13 protein-coding genes are annotated in these 14103 nt (G+C 69.5%); 10 read left to right on the forward strand and 3 right to left on the reverse strand.

The features are described 5' to 3' along the window. Nucleotides 1-65 precede the first annotated feature (65 nt). From PHA29_RS01730 to pstB, 8 genes are all read left to right on the forward strand, one after another. Nucleotides 66-389, forward strand: a complete 324-nt coding sequence (locus PHA29_RS01730; RefSeq protein ID WP_270404109.1) for a DMT family transporter — start codon at nt 66-68, stop codon at nt 387-389. A gap of 61 nt (nt 390-450) precedes the next feature. Further along, entirely contained in the window at nt 451-1134 is a 684-nt protein-coding gene (locus PHA29_RS01735) for an HAD hydrolase-like protein (protein WP_270847729.1), read from the forward strand. Between the two features lie 279 nt (nt 1135-1413). Next, complete coding sequence (locus tag PHA29_RS01740) at nt 1414-2826, forward strand: Sapep family Mn(2+)-dependent dipeptidase (RefSeq protein ID WP_270847731.1); 1413 nt, start codon at nt 1414-1416, stop codon at nt 2824-2826. 141 nt (nt 2827-2967) lie between these two features. Further along, nucleotides 2968-3342, forward strand: coding sequence for a hypothetical protein (locus PHA29_RS01745; protein ID WP_270847733.1), 375 nt, complete (start codon nt 2968-2970; stop codon nt 3340-3342). A 1083-nt stretch (nt 3343-4425) separates the two neighbouring features. Then, entirely contained in the window at nt 4426-5361 is a 936-nt protein-coding gene (locus tag PHA29_RS01750; protein WP_270404117.1) for a phosphate ABC transporter substrate-binding protein, read from the forward strand. 54 nt (nt 5362-5415) lie between these two features. Beyond that, the gene (gene pstC / locus PHA29_RS01755; RefSeq protein WP_270404119.1) at nt 5416-6327 is read left to right on the forward strand and encodes a phosphate ABC transporter permease subunit PstC; all 912 of its coding nucleotides are present in this window, start codon (nt 5416-5418) and stop codon (nt 6325-6327) included. Further along, a complete protein-coding gene (gene pstA / locus PHA29_RS01760; RefSeq protein ID WP_270404121.1) occupies nt 6320-7246 on the forward strand; it encodes a phosphate ABC transporter permease PstA in 927 nt (308 codons plus the stop codon). Before pstC ends, pstA begins: the two co-directional genes overlap by 8 nt. After that, nucleotides 7243-8079: a phosphate ABC transporter ATP-binding protein PstB gene (pstB, locus tag PHA29_RS01765; RefSeq protein ID WP_270847736.1), complete on the forward strand. Its 837-nt coding sequence runs from the start codon at nt 7243-7245 to the stop codon at nt 8077-8079. The genes pstA and pstB overlap by 4 nt, the downstream gene beginning before the upstream one ends. A 184-nt stretch (nt 8080-8263) precedes the next feature. On the opposite strand, the gene PHA29_RS01770 is transcribed toward pstB, so the two are convergent. Further along, complete coding sequence (locus PHA29_RS01770; RefSeq protein WP_270847738.1) at nt 8264-9895, reverse strand: amidohydrolase; 1632 nt, start codon at nt 9893-9895, stop codon at nt 8264-8266. A gap of 344 nt (nt 9896-10239) precedes the next feature. On the opposite strand from PHA29_RS01770, the gene PHA29_RS01775 reads away from it, so the two are divergent. Beyond that, a complete protein-coding gene (locus PHA29_RS01775) occupies nt 10240-11487 on the forward strand; it encodes a M20 metallopeptidase family protein (RefSeq protein WP_270847740.1) in 1248 nt (415 codons plus the stop codon). Between the two features lie 72 nt (nt 11488-11559). Then, a complete protein-coding gene (locus PHA29_RS01780; protein WP_270847742.1) occupies nt 11560-12885 on the forward strand; it encodes an MFS transporter in 1326 nt (441 codons plus the stop codon). Nucleotides 12886-12898: 13 nt separating this feature from the next. Here the strand turns inward: PHA29_RS01780 and PHA29_RS01785 are convergent, their stop codons facing one another. Together PHA29_RS01785 and PHA29_RS01790 are read right to left on the reverse strand one after the other, a co-directional pair. Next, entirely contained in the window at nt 12899-13234 is a 336-nt protein-coding gene (locus tag PHA29_RS01785) for a response regulator transcription factor (RefSeq protein WP_270847744.1), read from the reverse strand. Between the two features lie 26 nt (nt 13235-13260). Then, nucleotides 13261-13917 (reverse strand): GNAT family N-acetyltransferase, encoded by a 657-nt coding sequence (locus tag PHA29_RS01790; protein WP_270847745.1) that lies wholly within the window; start codon nt 13915-13917, stop codon nt 13261-13263. Between the last annotated feature and the right edge of the window lie 186 nt (nt 13918-14103).

Raw genomic sequence — 14103 nt, forward strand, 5'->3', positions numbered from 1 at the left:
CGCGCGGCGCGCAAGGAGGAGCCATGCCCGCACATGACGGCGCTCGGAAAGGAAGGGGGGCGCAGATGGGATACCTGCTGCTCGCGGTCGCCATCGCGACGGAGATCGCCGCCACGACCTGTCTCAAGAACTCGAACGGCTTCACGGTGCCCGCGTGGAGCGTCGCGACCGTGCTGCTCTACGCGGTGTGCTACTACAGCCTCTCGCGCGCCCTGCTCACCGTGGACCTCTCCGTGGCGTACGCGACGTGGTGCGCGGTCGGCATCGTCGCGACGACCGCCATCTCCGTCGTCCTGTTCGGCGAGCGCCTGAACGCGGCGGGGCTGGCGGGGATCGCGCTGTGCGTGGTCGGCGTCGTGCTGCTGAACCTCAACACCGCCGGCCACTGAGGCGGCCGCCGCCTGGGCTATGATGTACGCGGTATCAACGCGCGCGAAGGAGGTCGCCCATATGACCGAGACCGACCCGACCGAGGGGCTCCATCTGGCCGAGCGGCCCGTCGTCCTGTTCGACTTCGATGGGACGCTGGCCGACACGAGCCCCGCGATCCTCAGGATGGCGCGGCTCGCGCTCGAGAGCCGCGGATACGATGTCGATGCCATCGGGGATATGGGGAGCATCATCGGGCCGCCCCTGCACGACGGCTTCATGGAGCTCGTCGGCGTCGACCGCCCCGAGGCGGAGGCCATCGTCGACACGTACCGCGACCTGTTCAACACGCTCGTCCGCCCGGAGGACTACCCGCCGCTGCCCGGCGTGCGCGACCTTCTGCAGGCGCTGCTCGACGACGGCCGGCGCATCGCGGTCGCGACCTCGCGGCTCGAGTCGATGGCCGTGCGCATGATCGACGCCCTCGACCTGCCGCCCTTCGAGGCGGTCGTGGGCCGTCTGGAACCCGGCCGCGACACCAAGGCGGACTGCATCCGCGAGGCGCTGCGCCAGCTGGGCGTCGGCCCGGACGAGGTCGTGATGGTGGGGGACCGCAAGCACGATTCGCTCGGCGCCCACGCGAACGGCGTGCCGTGCATCGGCGTCTATACCGGTACGGCCAAGCCGGGCGAGCACGAGGAGGCCGGCGCCGACGTGATCTGCGAGGGCATGGGCGAGGTCGCCCGGGCGCTCGGCCTGCGCTGACCGACCTCGGCGGACCGGGCGGTCCCGTTGCCGCATACGGACGGCACGCCCTCGTTCGGCGGTCGGTGACGGTCGAGGCAGCCCCCGCTGTCATACTGACGTGACAGCCGGTGCAGCTGGACGTGCGTGACAGGCGGGAGCGGCTCTCCTGTCATGCCGACGGGGCGGCCGTTCCAAGGAGCCCAAGACGCCGACTCGAGATAAGGACCATGGCGCGGGGCCGCGCTATCCGCCATGCATGACGGGGCCGGCCCTCTCGCCGCACACAAGGAGGAGAAGATGGACAGCAAGATCACCGCTCAGGTCGAGGCGTATGTGGACGAAGTCTGGGAGGATGTCGTGGCCGACATCGCCGCGCTCGTCGCCCATCCCTCGGTGGCCGATGCGTCCCAGGGCACCCCGGGAGCCCCGTTCGGCGCCCCCGTCCGCGGCGCGCTGGACTGCGCGCTCGGCATCGCCGAGAAGCTCGGGTACGAGGTGGGCGATGACGAGGGGTACGTGGGCATCGCCGACATCCCGGGCGCCGAGGACCGGCAGATCGCCACGATCGCGCACGTCGACGTGGTGCCCGCGGGCCCGGGCTGGAACACCGACCCGTTCACCTGCACGCGGCGCGAGGGCTGGCTGCTCGGCCGCGGCGTGATCGACGACAAGGGGCCCGCGGTGCTCTCGCTGTACGCGGGTGCGTTCCTGAAGCAGCTCGGCACCGTCCCGCGCTACACCTTCCGCGCCCTCATCGGCTGCGACGAGGAGGTGGGTATGACCGACATCCACCATTACCTCTCCGGCCACGACGACCCGGACTTCCTCTTCACGCCCGACGCGGAGTTCCCCGTGGGCAACGCGGAGAAGGGGCAGTACGGCGCCACCTTCACGAGCGCCCCCGTCACCGACGGGGTCATCCTGTCTTGGAGCGGCGCCGAGGCCACCAACGCCATCCCGGCCGAGTCGGTGTGCGAGCTCGCCGTGGACGCCTCGGCGTGCCCCGCCCCCGCGGCGAACGCCGACCGTCTGGCGATCGAGGCGGTCGCCCTCGGCCGCACGCGCATCACGGCGCGCGGTATCGGCGGGCATGCGTCGCTGCCCGAGGGCACGGTCAACGCCATCGCCCTCATCGTGGACTACCTGCGCGGCGCCGACCTCGTCTCCGCCTCCGAGCGCCCCTTCCTGGAGCTCATGTCCCGGATCCATGAGGACACCGCGGGGGCGTCCATGGGCATCGCGAGCTCCAACGAGGCGTTCGGTCCGCTCACGGTCATCGGCGGCACCGTGGAGGTCTCCGACGGGCGCATCCGGCAGACCATCGACGTGCGCTATCCCGACAGCACCACGGACGGGCGGATCGCCGAGAGCTGCCGCGCGCTGGCGGCGGAGTTCGGAGCCACCTGCACGACCGACCACGCCAAGGAGCCGTTCTCCGTCTCCGCGGACCATCCCGCCGTCCAGACGCTGCTCGACGTCTACCGCGAGGTCACGGGCCGTCCCGCCGAGCCGTTCTCGATGGGCGGCGGCACCTATGCGCGCAACTTCGCCCGCGCCGTCTCCTTCGGGCCCGAGGACAACGACCTCGAGCTCCCCGCATGGGGCGGCTCGATGCACGGCCCCAACGAGTGCGCGAGCGAGGCGCAGCTCAAGGAGGCCTTCAAGATCTACATCCTGGCGATCCTGCGCCTCATGGAGGTCGATCTGTAAGCCTGGTCCATGTCCCGCACCGCACAGATGGCCGCATTTCAGACGGCGGTGAGCCGAAGGCCCTTGGTTTTCAGTTCATGCTGCACGGGAGGATTCGCTATCCTGTTTTGAGGGAGCTCCTGAAGAAGGTTCGGGTGAATCATGGGTGGATCGGTTGGAAGGGCGGCCGCAGCGTTGCTCGTCGGTTCGGCGCTCATGGTGTGCGTAGTTCTGTGCTTTGCGGGCCGGGTTCAGTTCATCAACGGCTGCCTTGCGTGCTCGCTGTACATTCTGTGTCGCGGCACTTCCGCGCCACAGTGTGGAAGCGGCGATCCGGTGCGTGCGCGGCACGTGCGCGGGGTGCTCCGCGTCGCTGCCATCCTATTCATGTTGGTGTCCCTTGCCTCCACTTTCTCTTTGGTTGTATTGCCGATCGTTGATGGAGGGGATGCGCGCTTGTGGGCGATTCCGACCATGGTGGTCGGGTGCGCGCTGCGCATCGCAAGCAACTCGTTCGACTCGGATGCGGACTCGTGACGCAAGGCATGAGCGAGCTGCGGGGACTGTTCGAGTTCTGAGAATGTGCGACATATATCAATCGGCGGGAGGGCGGTCCGGATGCGGGCCGCCCTCCCGCTTTCTGTGCGAGTCGAGCTCCTTTCGTTCAAAGGGCATATTCTGGCAGCATCCCATCCAGCAGGCACTTCGCACCGCGTGAAGCTGCATATCGAACGAGGGGTCACTTCGGGATTCACGGGAACATCCGCCGCACCCCGAGAATACCTGGCCACGTCCTGGAGAGACTCTGCCATCTGCGGGGAGACCCGGCCATCTTTGGGGAGCCCTTGCCATCTCCGGGGAGCGCGCGAGCATGTTCCCGTGACGAGCGGAGGTGTCCAGAGCGGCCGTCGCCACCGCGGCGGCCAGGAGTATGTTCCCATGACGAACGGACATGTCCCCGTTGGGATCTTGTGATGAGCCTGGTGTGTCTTGCTGCGCCCCGGGAACGATTCGGCGTGCCCCGGAGCGGGTTCTCATGCCCCCGGAACGCCCTGACGCACCCCCGGAACGCCCTGGCGCACCCCCGGAACGCACTGACGCACCCCTGGAACACCCGTTTCGCCCGATTGGGCGAGTTTTCGGCGTTCCGGGGGCATGTCTGCCCGTTCCCGGGGTAAATGCGCTCGCCTTGGGTGCGGGAGTCAAGAGGCCGCAAGGGACGGGTTCCGGACAAAAGCCCTCCCGCGAGGTCGCCGCCGCGGGTTTCAGGCGATGACCCGTTGGCAGAACCTCCGCAGCGGGTACGGGCGATGACCCGCTGGCAGAACCTCCGCCGTGGGCTCCGGGCGATGACCCGTCGCCAGATCCGCCGTCGCGGGTTCAGGGCGAGGGTCTGCAGAAGGGCTCCCCGTTACATGTCCTCCGCTCCCCGGGCCGTTTGTAAACGTCCCGTAAGGTCCGCGCTATTGTTACGTAATGGTTAATCAGAGCATCGTAATAAGACGTCGGCGAGCGGTGGCAACGGCTCCGCGAGCGATAGAGTAGCCAATCGAACAGCGGGCGGGTCTGCATGGCCGTCCGCACAGACGCTGCGAATGACACGTTCGCGAAAGGAGAACCATGTTCGATCACGCTTGCTCTCGTCGTCAGTTCCTCGGTTTCGCCGGCGGCCTCGCTGCCGTCGCGGGCCTCGGCCTCGCCGGCTGCGGCGGTGACACCGCCTCCGCCGGTTCCGCTGCCGCTGAGGGCTCCACGGTCGCCGGTACCGTGACCTATGACGGCGCCTCCTCCTTCCAGGCGCTCGTCGAGGCTGCCGCCGAGCAGTTCATGAACGACAACCCGGACGTCTCCATCACCGGTTCCGGCAACGGTTCCGGCACCGGCCTGACCGCCGTGGCCGACGGCACCGTCACCATCGGCAACTCCGACGTCTTCGCCGAGACCAAGCTCGAGGCCGACCAGTGCGCCGACCTCGTCGACCATGAGGTCGCCGTCGTGGGCATGGGCCCGGTCGTCTCCAAGAACGTCACCGTCGACGACCTGACCATCGAGCAGCTCGCCGGCATCTTCTCCGGCGAGATCACCAACTGGAGCGAGGTCGGCGGCGAGGACGCCGCGATCTACGTCCTCAACCGCAAGTCCGGCTCCGGCACCCGCGCCACCTTCGAGGCCGCCGTCTTCGGCGCCGGCGCCGCCGAGAGCACCTTCAAGGGCGAGGCCGAGCTCGACAAGTCCGGTGACGTCGTGACCCAGATGGGCTCCACCGACAACGCCATCTCCTACCTCGACTTCTCCCACTTCGACGACGAGAGCTTCACCGCTATCAAGGTCAACGGCGTCGAGCCCACGAGCGAGAACGTCTACGACAACTCCTTCCCCATCTGGGCCACCGAGCATATGTACTGCAAGCAGGATGCCGACGAGGCCACCACTGCCTTCCTGGAGTACATGCTCTCCGAGGACGTCCAGGGCTCGCTCGTCGAGGAGCAGGGCTTCATCCCCGTCTCCAAGATGACGGTCGTCAAGGACGCCGAGGGCAACGTCTCCGAGAAGTAAAGCGGCCCCACCGTCTTTACGCCCTGTACGTACAACTGTTTCGAAAGGTGCGTTATGGCTAAGCAGATGCCGAAGCGCAGCCTTGAGAAGGTCGGATTGAGTGTCACGGGCGCCTGCGTCGCGCTCGTGACACTCGTCGTTGTGGCATTGATCTTCATGGTCGCCCAGCGAGGTCTTTCGACGTTCATCAAGGACGGCGTCAATATCGCGGAGTTCTTCACCGGCACCACCTGGAACCTCGCGATCACCAATGAGGAGACGGGTCTGCCGTTCACCGGCGCTCTTCCGCTGATCGTCACGTCGTTCGCGGTGACGGTCATCTCGACGATCATCGCCCTGCCCATCGCCATCGGTGCGGCCATTTTCGTCGTCGAGATCCAGCCCAAGTTCGGCAAGCAGGTCTTCCAGCCGCTCATCGAGCTGCTCGTCGGCATCCCGTCCGTCGTGTTCGGCCTGATCGGCTTCCACGTCATCGTCGCCGCGGTGCGCGCCATCTTCAACGTGGAGCTGGGACTGGGCATCCTGCCGGGCTCCATCGTGCTCGCGCTCATGATCCTGCCGACGGTCACCACCCTGTCCATCGACGCGCTGCGCGCCGTGCCCGACAGCTACCGTCAGGGCTCGCTCGCCCTCGGCTACACCCGGTGGCAGACCATCTGGCACGTCGTGCTCAAGAGCGCCACGCCCTCGCTCATGACCGCGGTCATCCTGGGCATGACGCGCGCCTTCGGCGAGACCCTCGCCGTCCGCATGGTCATCGGCGGCGTCGAGGTCATGCCCACCGGCCTGCTCGACTCCGCATCGACCATCACCACGACGCTCACCACCTCGATGGCCGTCTACGCCACCGGCTCGGTCGAGAACGACGCGCTGTGGTCGCTCGGCCTGCTGCTCATGGGCATGTCCCTCATCTTCATCCTGATCATCCACCTCATCGGCGCGAAGGGGGCGAAGGCACGTGGCTAGCACCTCGACCGCGCAGCAGGACGCGCGCATCAAGCGCTCCATGCGCAACGACCGCATCGCCACCGGTGTGCTCACGCTCATCGTCGGCATCGTGATGCTCATCGTCGTCTCGATGGTCGTCTACATCCTGGCACAGGGCATCGGCCAGCTGTTCCAGCCCGGCTTCCTCACGGAGGCGAGCCGTTCCAACGGCACCGAGGGCGGCATCGCCTACCAGCTGTTCGACTCGTTCTACCTGCTCATCCTGACGCTCATCATCTCGCTGCCCATCAGCCTCGGCGGCGCGGTGTTCCTCGTCGAGTACGCCCCCGAGGGCCCGGTCACCAAGATCGCCTCGACGGCCATCGAGACCCTGTCCAGCCTGCCCTCCATCGTCGTGGGCATGTTCGGCTTCCTCATGTTCTCGGTGAACTTCGGCTGGGGCTACTCGCTCATCTCCGGCGCCATCGCGCTCACGATGTTCAACATCCCCATCCTCACCCGCGTCATCCAGCAGGCGCTTGAGGACGTGCCGAGCTCGCAGCGCGACGCCTGCCTGGCCATGGGCCTCACCCGCTGGGAGACGACGATCCACGTGCTGATCCCGGCGGCCATGCCCGCCATCGTGACCGGCGTGGTCCTCTCCGCGGGCCGCGTGTTCGGCGAGGCTGCGGCCCTGCTGTTCACCTCCGGCATGAGCTCGCCGGCGCGCCTGAACTTCCTGTCCCTGAACTTCGCGAGCCCCACCTGCGCCTGGAACATCTTCCGTCCGGGTGAATCGCTCGCCGTGCACATCTACAAGATCTACGGCGAGGGCAGCCCCGAGGCCCAGCACATCGTGTGGGGCACCGCGGCCCTGCTGATGATCTGCGTGCTGCTGTTCAACGTGCTGTCGCGCATCGCCGGCAACGCGCTCGCAAGGAGGATGACCGCCGAATGACGAACGAGACCGATCAGTTCCTCGAAAGCGTCGGCTCGAGCGAGAAGAGCTCCCGCATGACCGGCATCGCCATCTCCGACGAGGTCGTGCTCGAGACCCGCGACGTCAACGTGTACTACGGGGACCATCACGCCCTGAACGATACGAGCCTGACCTTCCACAAGGGTGAGATCACCGCCCTCATCGGCCCGTCGGGCTGCGGCAAGTCCACCTTCCTGCGCAGCCTGAACCTCATGAACCGCGAGATCCGCGGCTGCCGCGTCGAGGGCGAGATCCTCTACCAGGACCGCAACATCAACACCTCCAAGGAGAACCTCTACGAGCTGCGCCGCTCCATCGGCATGGTGTTCCAGCAGCCGAACCCGTTCCACAAGTCCATCCGCGAGAACATCACGTTCGCGCCCAAGCGCCACGGCCTGAAGGACAAGGCCAAGCTCGACCAGCTGGTCGAGGAGAGCCTGCGCGGCGCGGCCCTGTGGGACGAGGTCAAGGACAAGCTGGATCAGAGCGCCTTCGCGCTCTCCGGCGGCCAGCAGCAGCGCCTGTGCATCGCGCGCACGCTTGCCATGCATCCCGACGTGATCCTGTTCGACGAGCCCTGCTCGGCGCTCGACCCCATCTCCACCCTGGCGATCGAGGACCTCATGAACTCCATCGTGAAGGACCGTGCGATCGTCATCGTGACCCATAACATGGAGCAGGCGTCGCGTGTGTCCAACCGCACGGCCTTCTTCTACATGGGCGAGATGGTCGAGTACGGCGAGACCGACCAGATCTTCCAGCGTCCCAACGACAAGCGCCTGAACGACTACCTGACCGGTATGTTCTCCTAAGCACGCTTTCCATCGAGCGCCCGCCGGACGGGCCCGGCCGCCCCGGGCGTCACGGTGCGGCCTTCCATGCAGCGGCGGCGACCCGACACCTCTCGGGTCGCCGCCGTTTTTCCGTGCGCGGTGCGGGGAGGGCGCCGTGGGGCCTCAGCCGCGCCGCGGGGCTTCAGCCGTGCCGCGCGGGGCCTCAGCCGCGCCGGTAGACCCGCTCGCCGCGGATCCAGGTCTCGGACACCTGCACCCGGTCGAGCTCGTCGGCGGGGGTGGCGAGGATGTCGCGGTCCAGCACGGCGAAGCTCGCCTTGTAGCCGGCGCGCAGCATGCCCAGCCCCTCGAACCCGACGATCCGCGCGGCCTCGCGGGTGTAGAGCGCGAGCGCCTCCTCGATATCCAGCCGCTCGTCGGCCCCGAAGTCGAACCCGTCGTATGCGCGCCGGCCGACGGCGGACTTGAGGTTGGGGAAGGGGTCGGACGGAACGGCCCAGGAGGTGGCCGGCGCGTCGGTGGAGATGCACATGGTCGCCCCCGCGTCGAGCAGGCTGCGCAGGGGGTAGCAGGCGCGCGTGCGCTCATCGCCCAGGTTCGCCCGGTAGGTCCCGATCTCGGCGTAGGGGAAGATGGGCTGCGTGACCACGGCGATGCCGGTGCGCGCGAAGGTCTCGACGGCGGAGGGCGACGGGGCGGTCACATGCTCCACGCGCGCGTAGGGCCAAGATCCGTCCGACCAGGGCTCCTCCTGCGCGAGGCGCCCGACCGCGCGGTCGATGGCGCGCGTCCCCATGGCGTGCAGCGACAGCTGGCAGCGGTTCTCGCGGCAGAAGGCGATCGCGCCCTCGAGCTCCTCGTCGGTGCAGGTCGGGAAGCCGCAGGCGGCCTCTTTGTCCCCCTCGGCGCCCCGGTAGGGGACGTCGAACCACGCGGTGCGCCCGGACACGCTGCCGTCGGTGAGCAGCTTGATGCCGGCGCAGAACGCCTGCGCGCCCCGGTCGCGCCGTTCGGGCGCGATGGTGTAGGAAGGGTCGTCCTTCACGTAGTCCCACAGGACGTAGCTGGCGATATCCTGGGCGAATCCCGCCCGGACGGCGGCCTCGATCACGGGGACCGCGTCGGTGCCGTCGAGCGTGCACATGTCGGTGGCGGCGACGATGCCCTGCGACGCCATGAGCCTGCCGAGCGCGAGCAGGTTGGCGACGTCGTCCTCGCGGCTCGCATGGGGGATCAGCCGGTTGACGAGGTCGCGCGCGTTCTCCTTGAGCACGCCGGTCGGCTCGCCGTCCGCGTCGCGCTCGATCTGGCCGCCCGCGGGGTCGGGCGTGTCGCGCGTGATGCCGGCGAGCTCGAGCGCGCGGCTGTTCACGCAGCGGATGTGCCCGCAGGTGCGCAGGATGCACACGGGCGCGTCGTCGCAGCCGGCGTCGAGGTCCCAGCGGGTGGGGGAGCGGCGCTCGGCGAGCAGCGCCTCGTCGTAGCCCCAGCCCTGGACCCACGCGTCCGGGCCCTGCTCGGCGCGCTTGGCGCGGACCGCCTCCGTGAGCTCGGCGATGGAGGTGACCGCGGGCGGCAGCGCGGAGATCTGCCCGGTGAAGCCCGCGAGCATGAGGGCGTGCATGTGCGCGTCCACGAATCCGGGGATGACGCATGCGCCGCCGAGGTCGACGGTGCGCCCGCCGTCCGCGGCGAGCTCCTCCGGCAGGGCGCCCGCGTCCCCCACCCACAGGATGCGCTCGCCCTCGACGATCATGGTGTCGGCGCGGGGCGCGTCCGGGTCCTGGGTGAGGATGCGGCCGTTCACGAAGCGCATGCGCGCGTTCGGTTCCATGGGTGCCTCCTTCTTCTCGTCTGATGGGACCAGCATAGCGCACGGCGCATCTCCGGCGGGGCGTCATTCCGCGCCCCGCCCGCTTCCGCCCTTGGGCCGCGGGCGCCGCCGGGGGCCTCCCGCGCATCCCACGCCGCGCGGTCCCCCGGGGGCCGCCCGGCGCCGCATGGGCCGGCACCGGTGCCGTCCAATGTTGCGTGCGGGTTAATGGGCGCGTTGAGATATGCAGAATCATGCATACGCTATGCATCCGGGTGTACCATCCTGTACTTACAGACACCCCGGCGCCCCGCCGGGGCGAGCGGTCCCGCGGATCGGCGCGGGACAGGAAGGCGGGATTGAAGATGGACCCGGAGACACGCGGACTCGTCGCGCGGCTGGTCGATGAGGCGCGCGCCCTGCAGGACGGCATCGTCGAGGACCGGCGCGCGCTGCACCGCATCCCGGAGACGGGCATGGAGCTGCCCGAGACCGCGGCATTCGTCACGGAGCGGCTCGATGCGCTGGGCATCGGCTGGCGCCCCTGCGGCACGGTCTCGCCCGAGCTCACCCGGCGGTACGAGGAGCTGGGGTACCCCGGCGTGACGCGGTCGACCGGCGTGATCGCCCAGATCGGTTCGGGCGGGCCCTGCATCCTGCTGCGCGCGGACATGGACGCCCTGCCCATCGCGGAGGAGAACGACCTCCCCTTCCGGTCGCGGCGCGCCTGCAGCCACATGTGCGGGCACGACGCGCACGCGGCGATGCTGCTCGCCGCCGCGGCCGTCCTGAAGCGTCACGAGGCTGAGCTCCCCGGCACCGTCAAGCTCATGTTCCAGCCCGGCGAGGAGCTGGGGTACGGCTCCAAGACCATGATCGACGACGGCGCCCTGGAGGCCCCGCGGGTCGACGCGGCGTTCGGGCTGCACGTCATCGCCAACGAGCAGGCCGGGCGCGTGAGCTACACCCCGGGGGTGACGAGCTCCTCGCTCGACACGCTCGCCGTGCGCATCCAGGGGCGCGGCGGCCATACCTCGGCCCCGCAGCAGTGCACCGACCCGCTGATGGTGGCCAACCAGGTGTACCAGGCGGTGAACCTGCTCATGACGCGCGAGGTCGACCCCGCGGCATCCATCACGCTCTCGGTGGGGACGATGGGCGGGGGCACGGTACCCAACGTGCTGCCCGACACCGCCGAGCTCAAGCTCGGGATGCGCAGCTTCGACGTGTCGGCGCGCGCCCATGTGCTCGAGCGCCTGCCGCAGCTCATCCGGGACTACTGCCATGCCTGGCGCGCGGGGTGTGAGATCGCCGCGTTCAGCTGCCCGTGCACCTACACCAGCCCCGAGCTCGCCGCGGAGCTGCTGCCCGCCCTGGAGGCGGTGGCGGGCCCCGGCGCGGTCCGGCAGACCGAGCCCATGGCGGCGACCGAGGACTTCGCGTACGTGTCGGAGTCGGTCCCCAGCATGTTCGTGCAGCTGGGTGCGGGCTCGCCGGGTGCCGCGCCGCACCACAACCCGCGCATGGTGCTCGACGAGTCCGTGCTGTGGATGGGCGCTGCCCTGCACGCGGCGGCCGCGGCGGGGTGGCTCGGCGGCCGCGCCCGCGGGTAGCGCCGCCCGGGAGGCGAAGGGAAGGACGCGGGCCGCAGCGACGCGCCCCGCAGGATGATCGGAGGATCGAAGATGGCTGAAACCGCGCGCCCGGGGTCGGATGGGCGCCCCTTCTACGGATGGCTGCTCGTCGCGGCGGGCTTCCTCATCATGGCGACCTGCTATACCATCATGGTGAGCGGCATGTCGCTGTTCCAGCCCTATATCGTCGCCGACCTCGGCATCACGGTCGGCACCTACAACGCGGCGAACTCGCTGTCCACGCTCGTGTCCATCGTGGGCGCGCTCGTGATCGGGCACGTGGTCGACCGCGTGCCGGGACGCCTGCTCGGCGCGCTGTCGGTCGCCATCACGACCGCGGCGCTCGTGGGCTTCGCCTGCGTCGGCGCCGCCTGGCAGCTGTTCGCGCTGTTCGCCATCGACGGCCTCGTGGTCGTGGCCGGCACGCGCCTGCTCATCTCCATCGTGATCACCAACTGGTTCACCGCCAAGCAGGGGCTCGCCGTCGCCATCGCGCTGTCGGGCTCCGGGTTCGGCGGTGCCGTCCTGTCGCCCGTGGTGAGCTCCCTGATCGGGGCCTACGGATGGCGCACCGCGTTCCTGGTGCTCGCGGCGGTGTGCTTCATCGTGTCGTTCCCCATCACCGCGGCCGTGTTCCGCAGCCGCCCGTCGGACATGGGGCTCGCCCCCTACGGGTCGGGCTCCGCGGCGGCATCCGGGGCGGACGGCGGGAAGGCCCGCGGCGGGGACACCCCCGTCGACATCGCGATCGGCTGGGGGAGGGTGCGCACACATCCGTCGTTCTGGCTGCTCGTCGCCGGGTTCATGGTCATGGGCGTCCTGAACGGCGCCGCTATCCCCAACTCCATCACCAACCTCACGTCCGTGACGGTCGACGGGCAGCAGATCGTCACCGGGGGCCACACGGCCTCCTGGGCGAGCATGATCTACTCGTACAACATGATCGTGGTGCTCGTGTCCAAGATCGCGACGGGCGGGCTCTACGACCGCTTCGGCGTCCGCACCGGCATCATCGTCGGCAGCATCGCGTGCCTCGTGGGCAGCCTCGGCATGTGCTTCCCGCAGACGACGGTCGGCCCCATCGCGGCGGCCACCTTCTTCGGGTTCGGGACCTGCATGGGCACCGTGGCCCCGCCGCTCGTCGCGGTGCGCCTGTACGGGACCGAGGACATGGGGCGCATCACGGGGTGGATCACGAGCCTCGAGATGCTCGGCTACGCGCTCGGCACGATCATGTCCGGCATGGTCTTCGACGCGTTCGGGTCGTTCATCCCGATGTGGGCCGCCTCGGTCGTCGGGGCCGCGGTCATGCTCGCGCTGCTGCTCGCGGCGGCGCCCTCGGCCCGCCGCCTGGTCGCCCGCGTCCGCGCCGAGTAGGCTGCGCGCGCCGTTAGGGAAGGGCGCTGCACGCCCGGTGCACGAGCCCCATGCGGTTCGCCACGCCGAGCTTGCGGTAGACGGCGTTGACGTGCTTCTTCGCCGTGGACTCGGAGATCAGCATCCCGGAGGCGATCTCGCGGTTGGACGCGCCGTGCAGCATGAGGCGCAGGGCCTGCTCTTCGCGCGGGTTGAGCCCGTGGGCCTGCGCGAGCCTGCGGGCCGTGTCGGTCCCCGCGGCGGCGTCCATGCCCCGGGGGTGCGGGTCGTGCAGGCGCACGTCTCCGGGGCCGCGCTCCGGGGACGGGCGCCTGCGCTGACGGGCGCCTCCTTCGAACGGGGCGACCATCGGGATGCCGCCGCCGGGCCGCCGCGCTAGCAGGCGTCCCCGTAGATGTAGACCGTGAAGCCGTCCCCGGTGTCCTGGCTGTGATCCTCGGCGATGCGCTCCATGCCGATATGGTCGTAGAAGGCGTAGTCGGACTGGTTGTCGGTCATGAGGAAGAAGGCCGAGCAGCCCAGGTCGCGCAGGTGGCCGCGGGCCGCATCGATCAGGCGGCGCCCCAGCCCGCGCCCCTGCCATGCGGGGTCGATGATGATGAGGTTGACCTGGCCCTGCGCGTAGGGGTTCCCGGTCGCGGCGAACCGGCGCGACGTCGCCTTCTCGCGGCTGTCGCCGAACAGGGAGCCCTCGAGCTTCGCGTCGGCGGTCTCGGCGCGCGCCGTCGCCTGCGCGAGCAGCTCGTCGTAGGTCTGCTGCCATGCCGGGTTGGGCCGCGGCGCGCCGTCGTCGAACACGCCGACCATGCAGGCCGCGATCACCTCGCCGTCCGATTCCGCGACCAGCGCGATGGGGGAGTCCTGCAGCTGCATGGCCACGTTGAAGCGCGCGGCGAGCTCGGCGTCCTCGATATCGCCCCGGTTGCGCAGGGTGTTGCACCACAGGGTGCCGTAGATCCGCGCGATGCCGTCGAGGTCGCCGGCCGCGGCCTCGCGGATGCGGAGGGTCTCGATCGATGGGTCGGTGGGCATGGTTCCTCCAATCTTGGGGTCCGGGGCTGAGCTCGCGCCCATGTGTACCACAGGGCGCGCGACCCCGTCAAAGACGGGCGAGGGAGCGGTCGGCCGGGGCCTGCGGGCGGCGCGATCCGGCCGCCGCGTCTGCCGGGGCCCGCGGGTGGAGCGACCGGGCCGCCGCGTCCGGCGGGTCCTGCGCCC

The sequence above is a fragment of the Candidatus Collinsella stercoripullorum genome, assembly GCF_027669965.1.
Lineage (GTDB): Bacteria > Actinomycetota > Coriobacteriia > Coriobacteriales > Coriobacteriaceae > Collinsella > Collinsella stercoripullorum.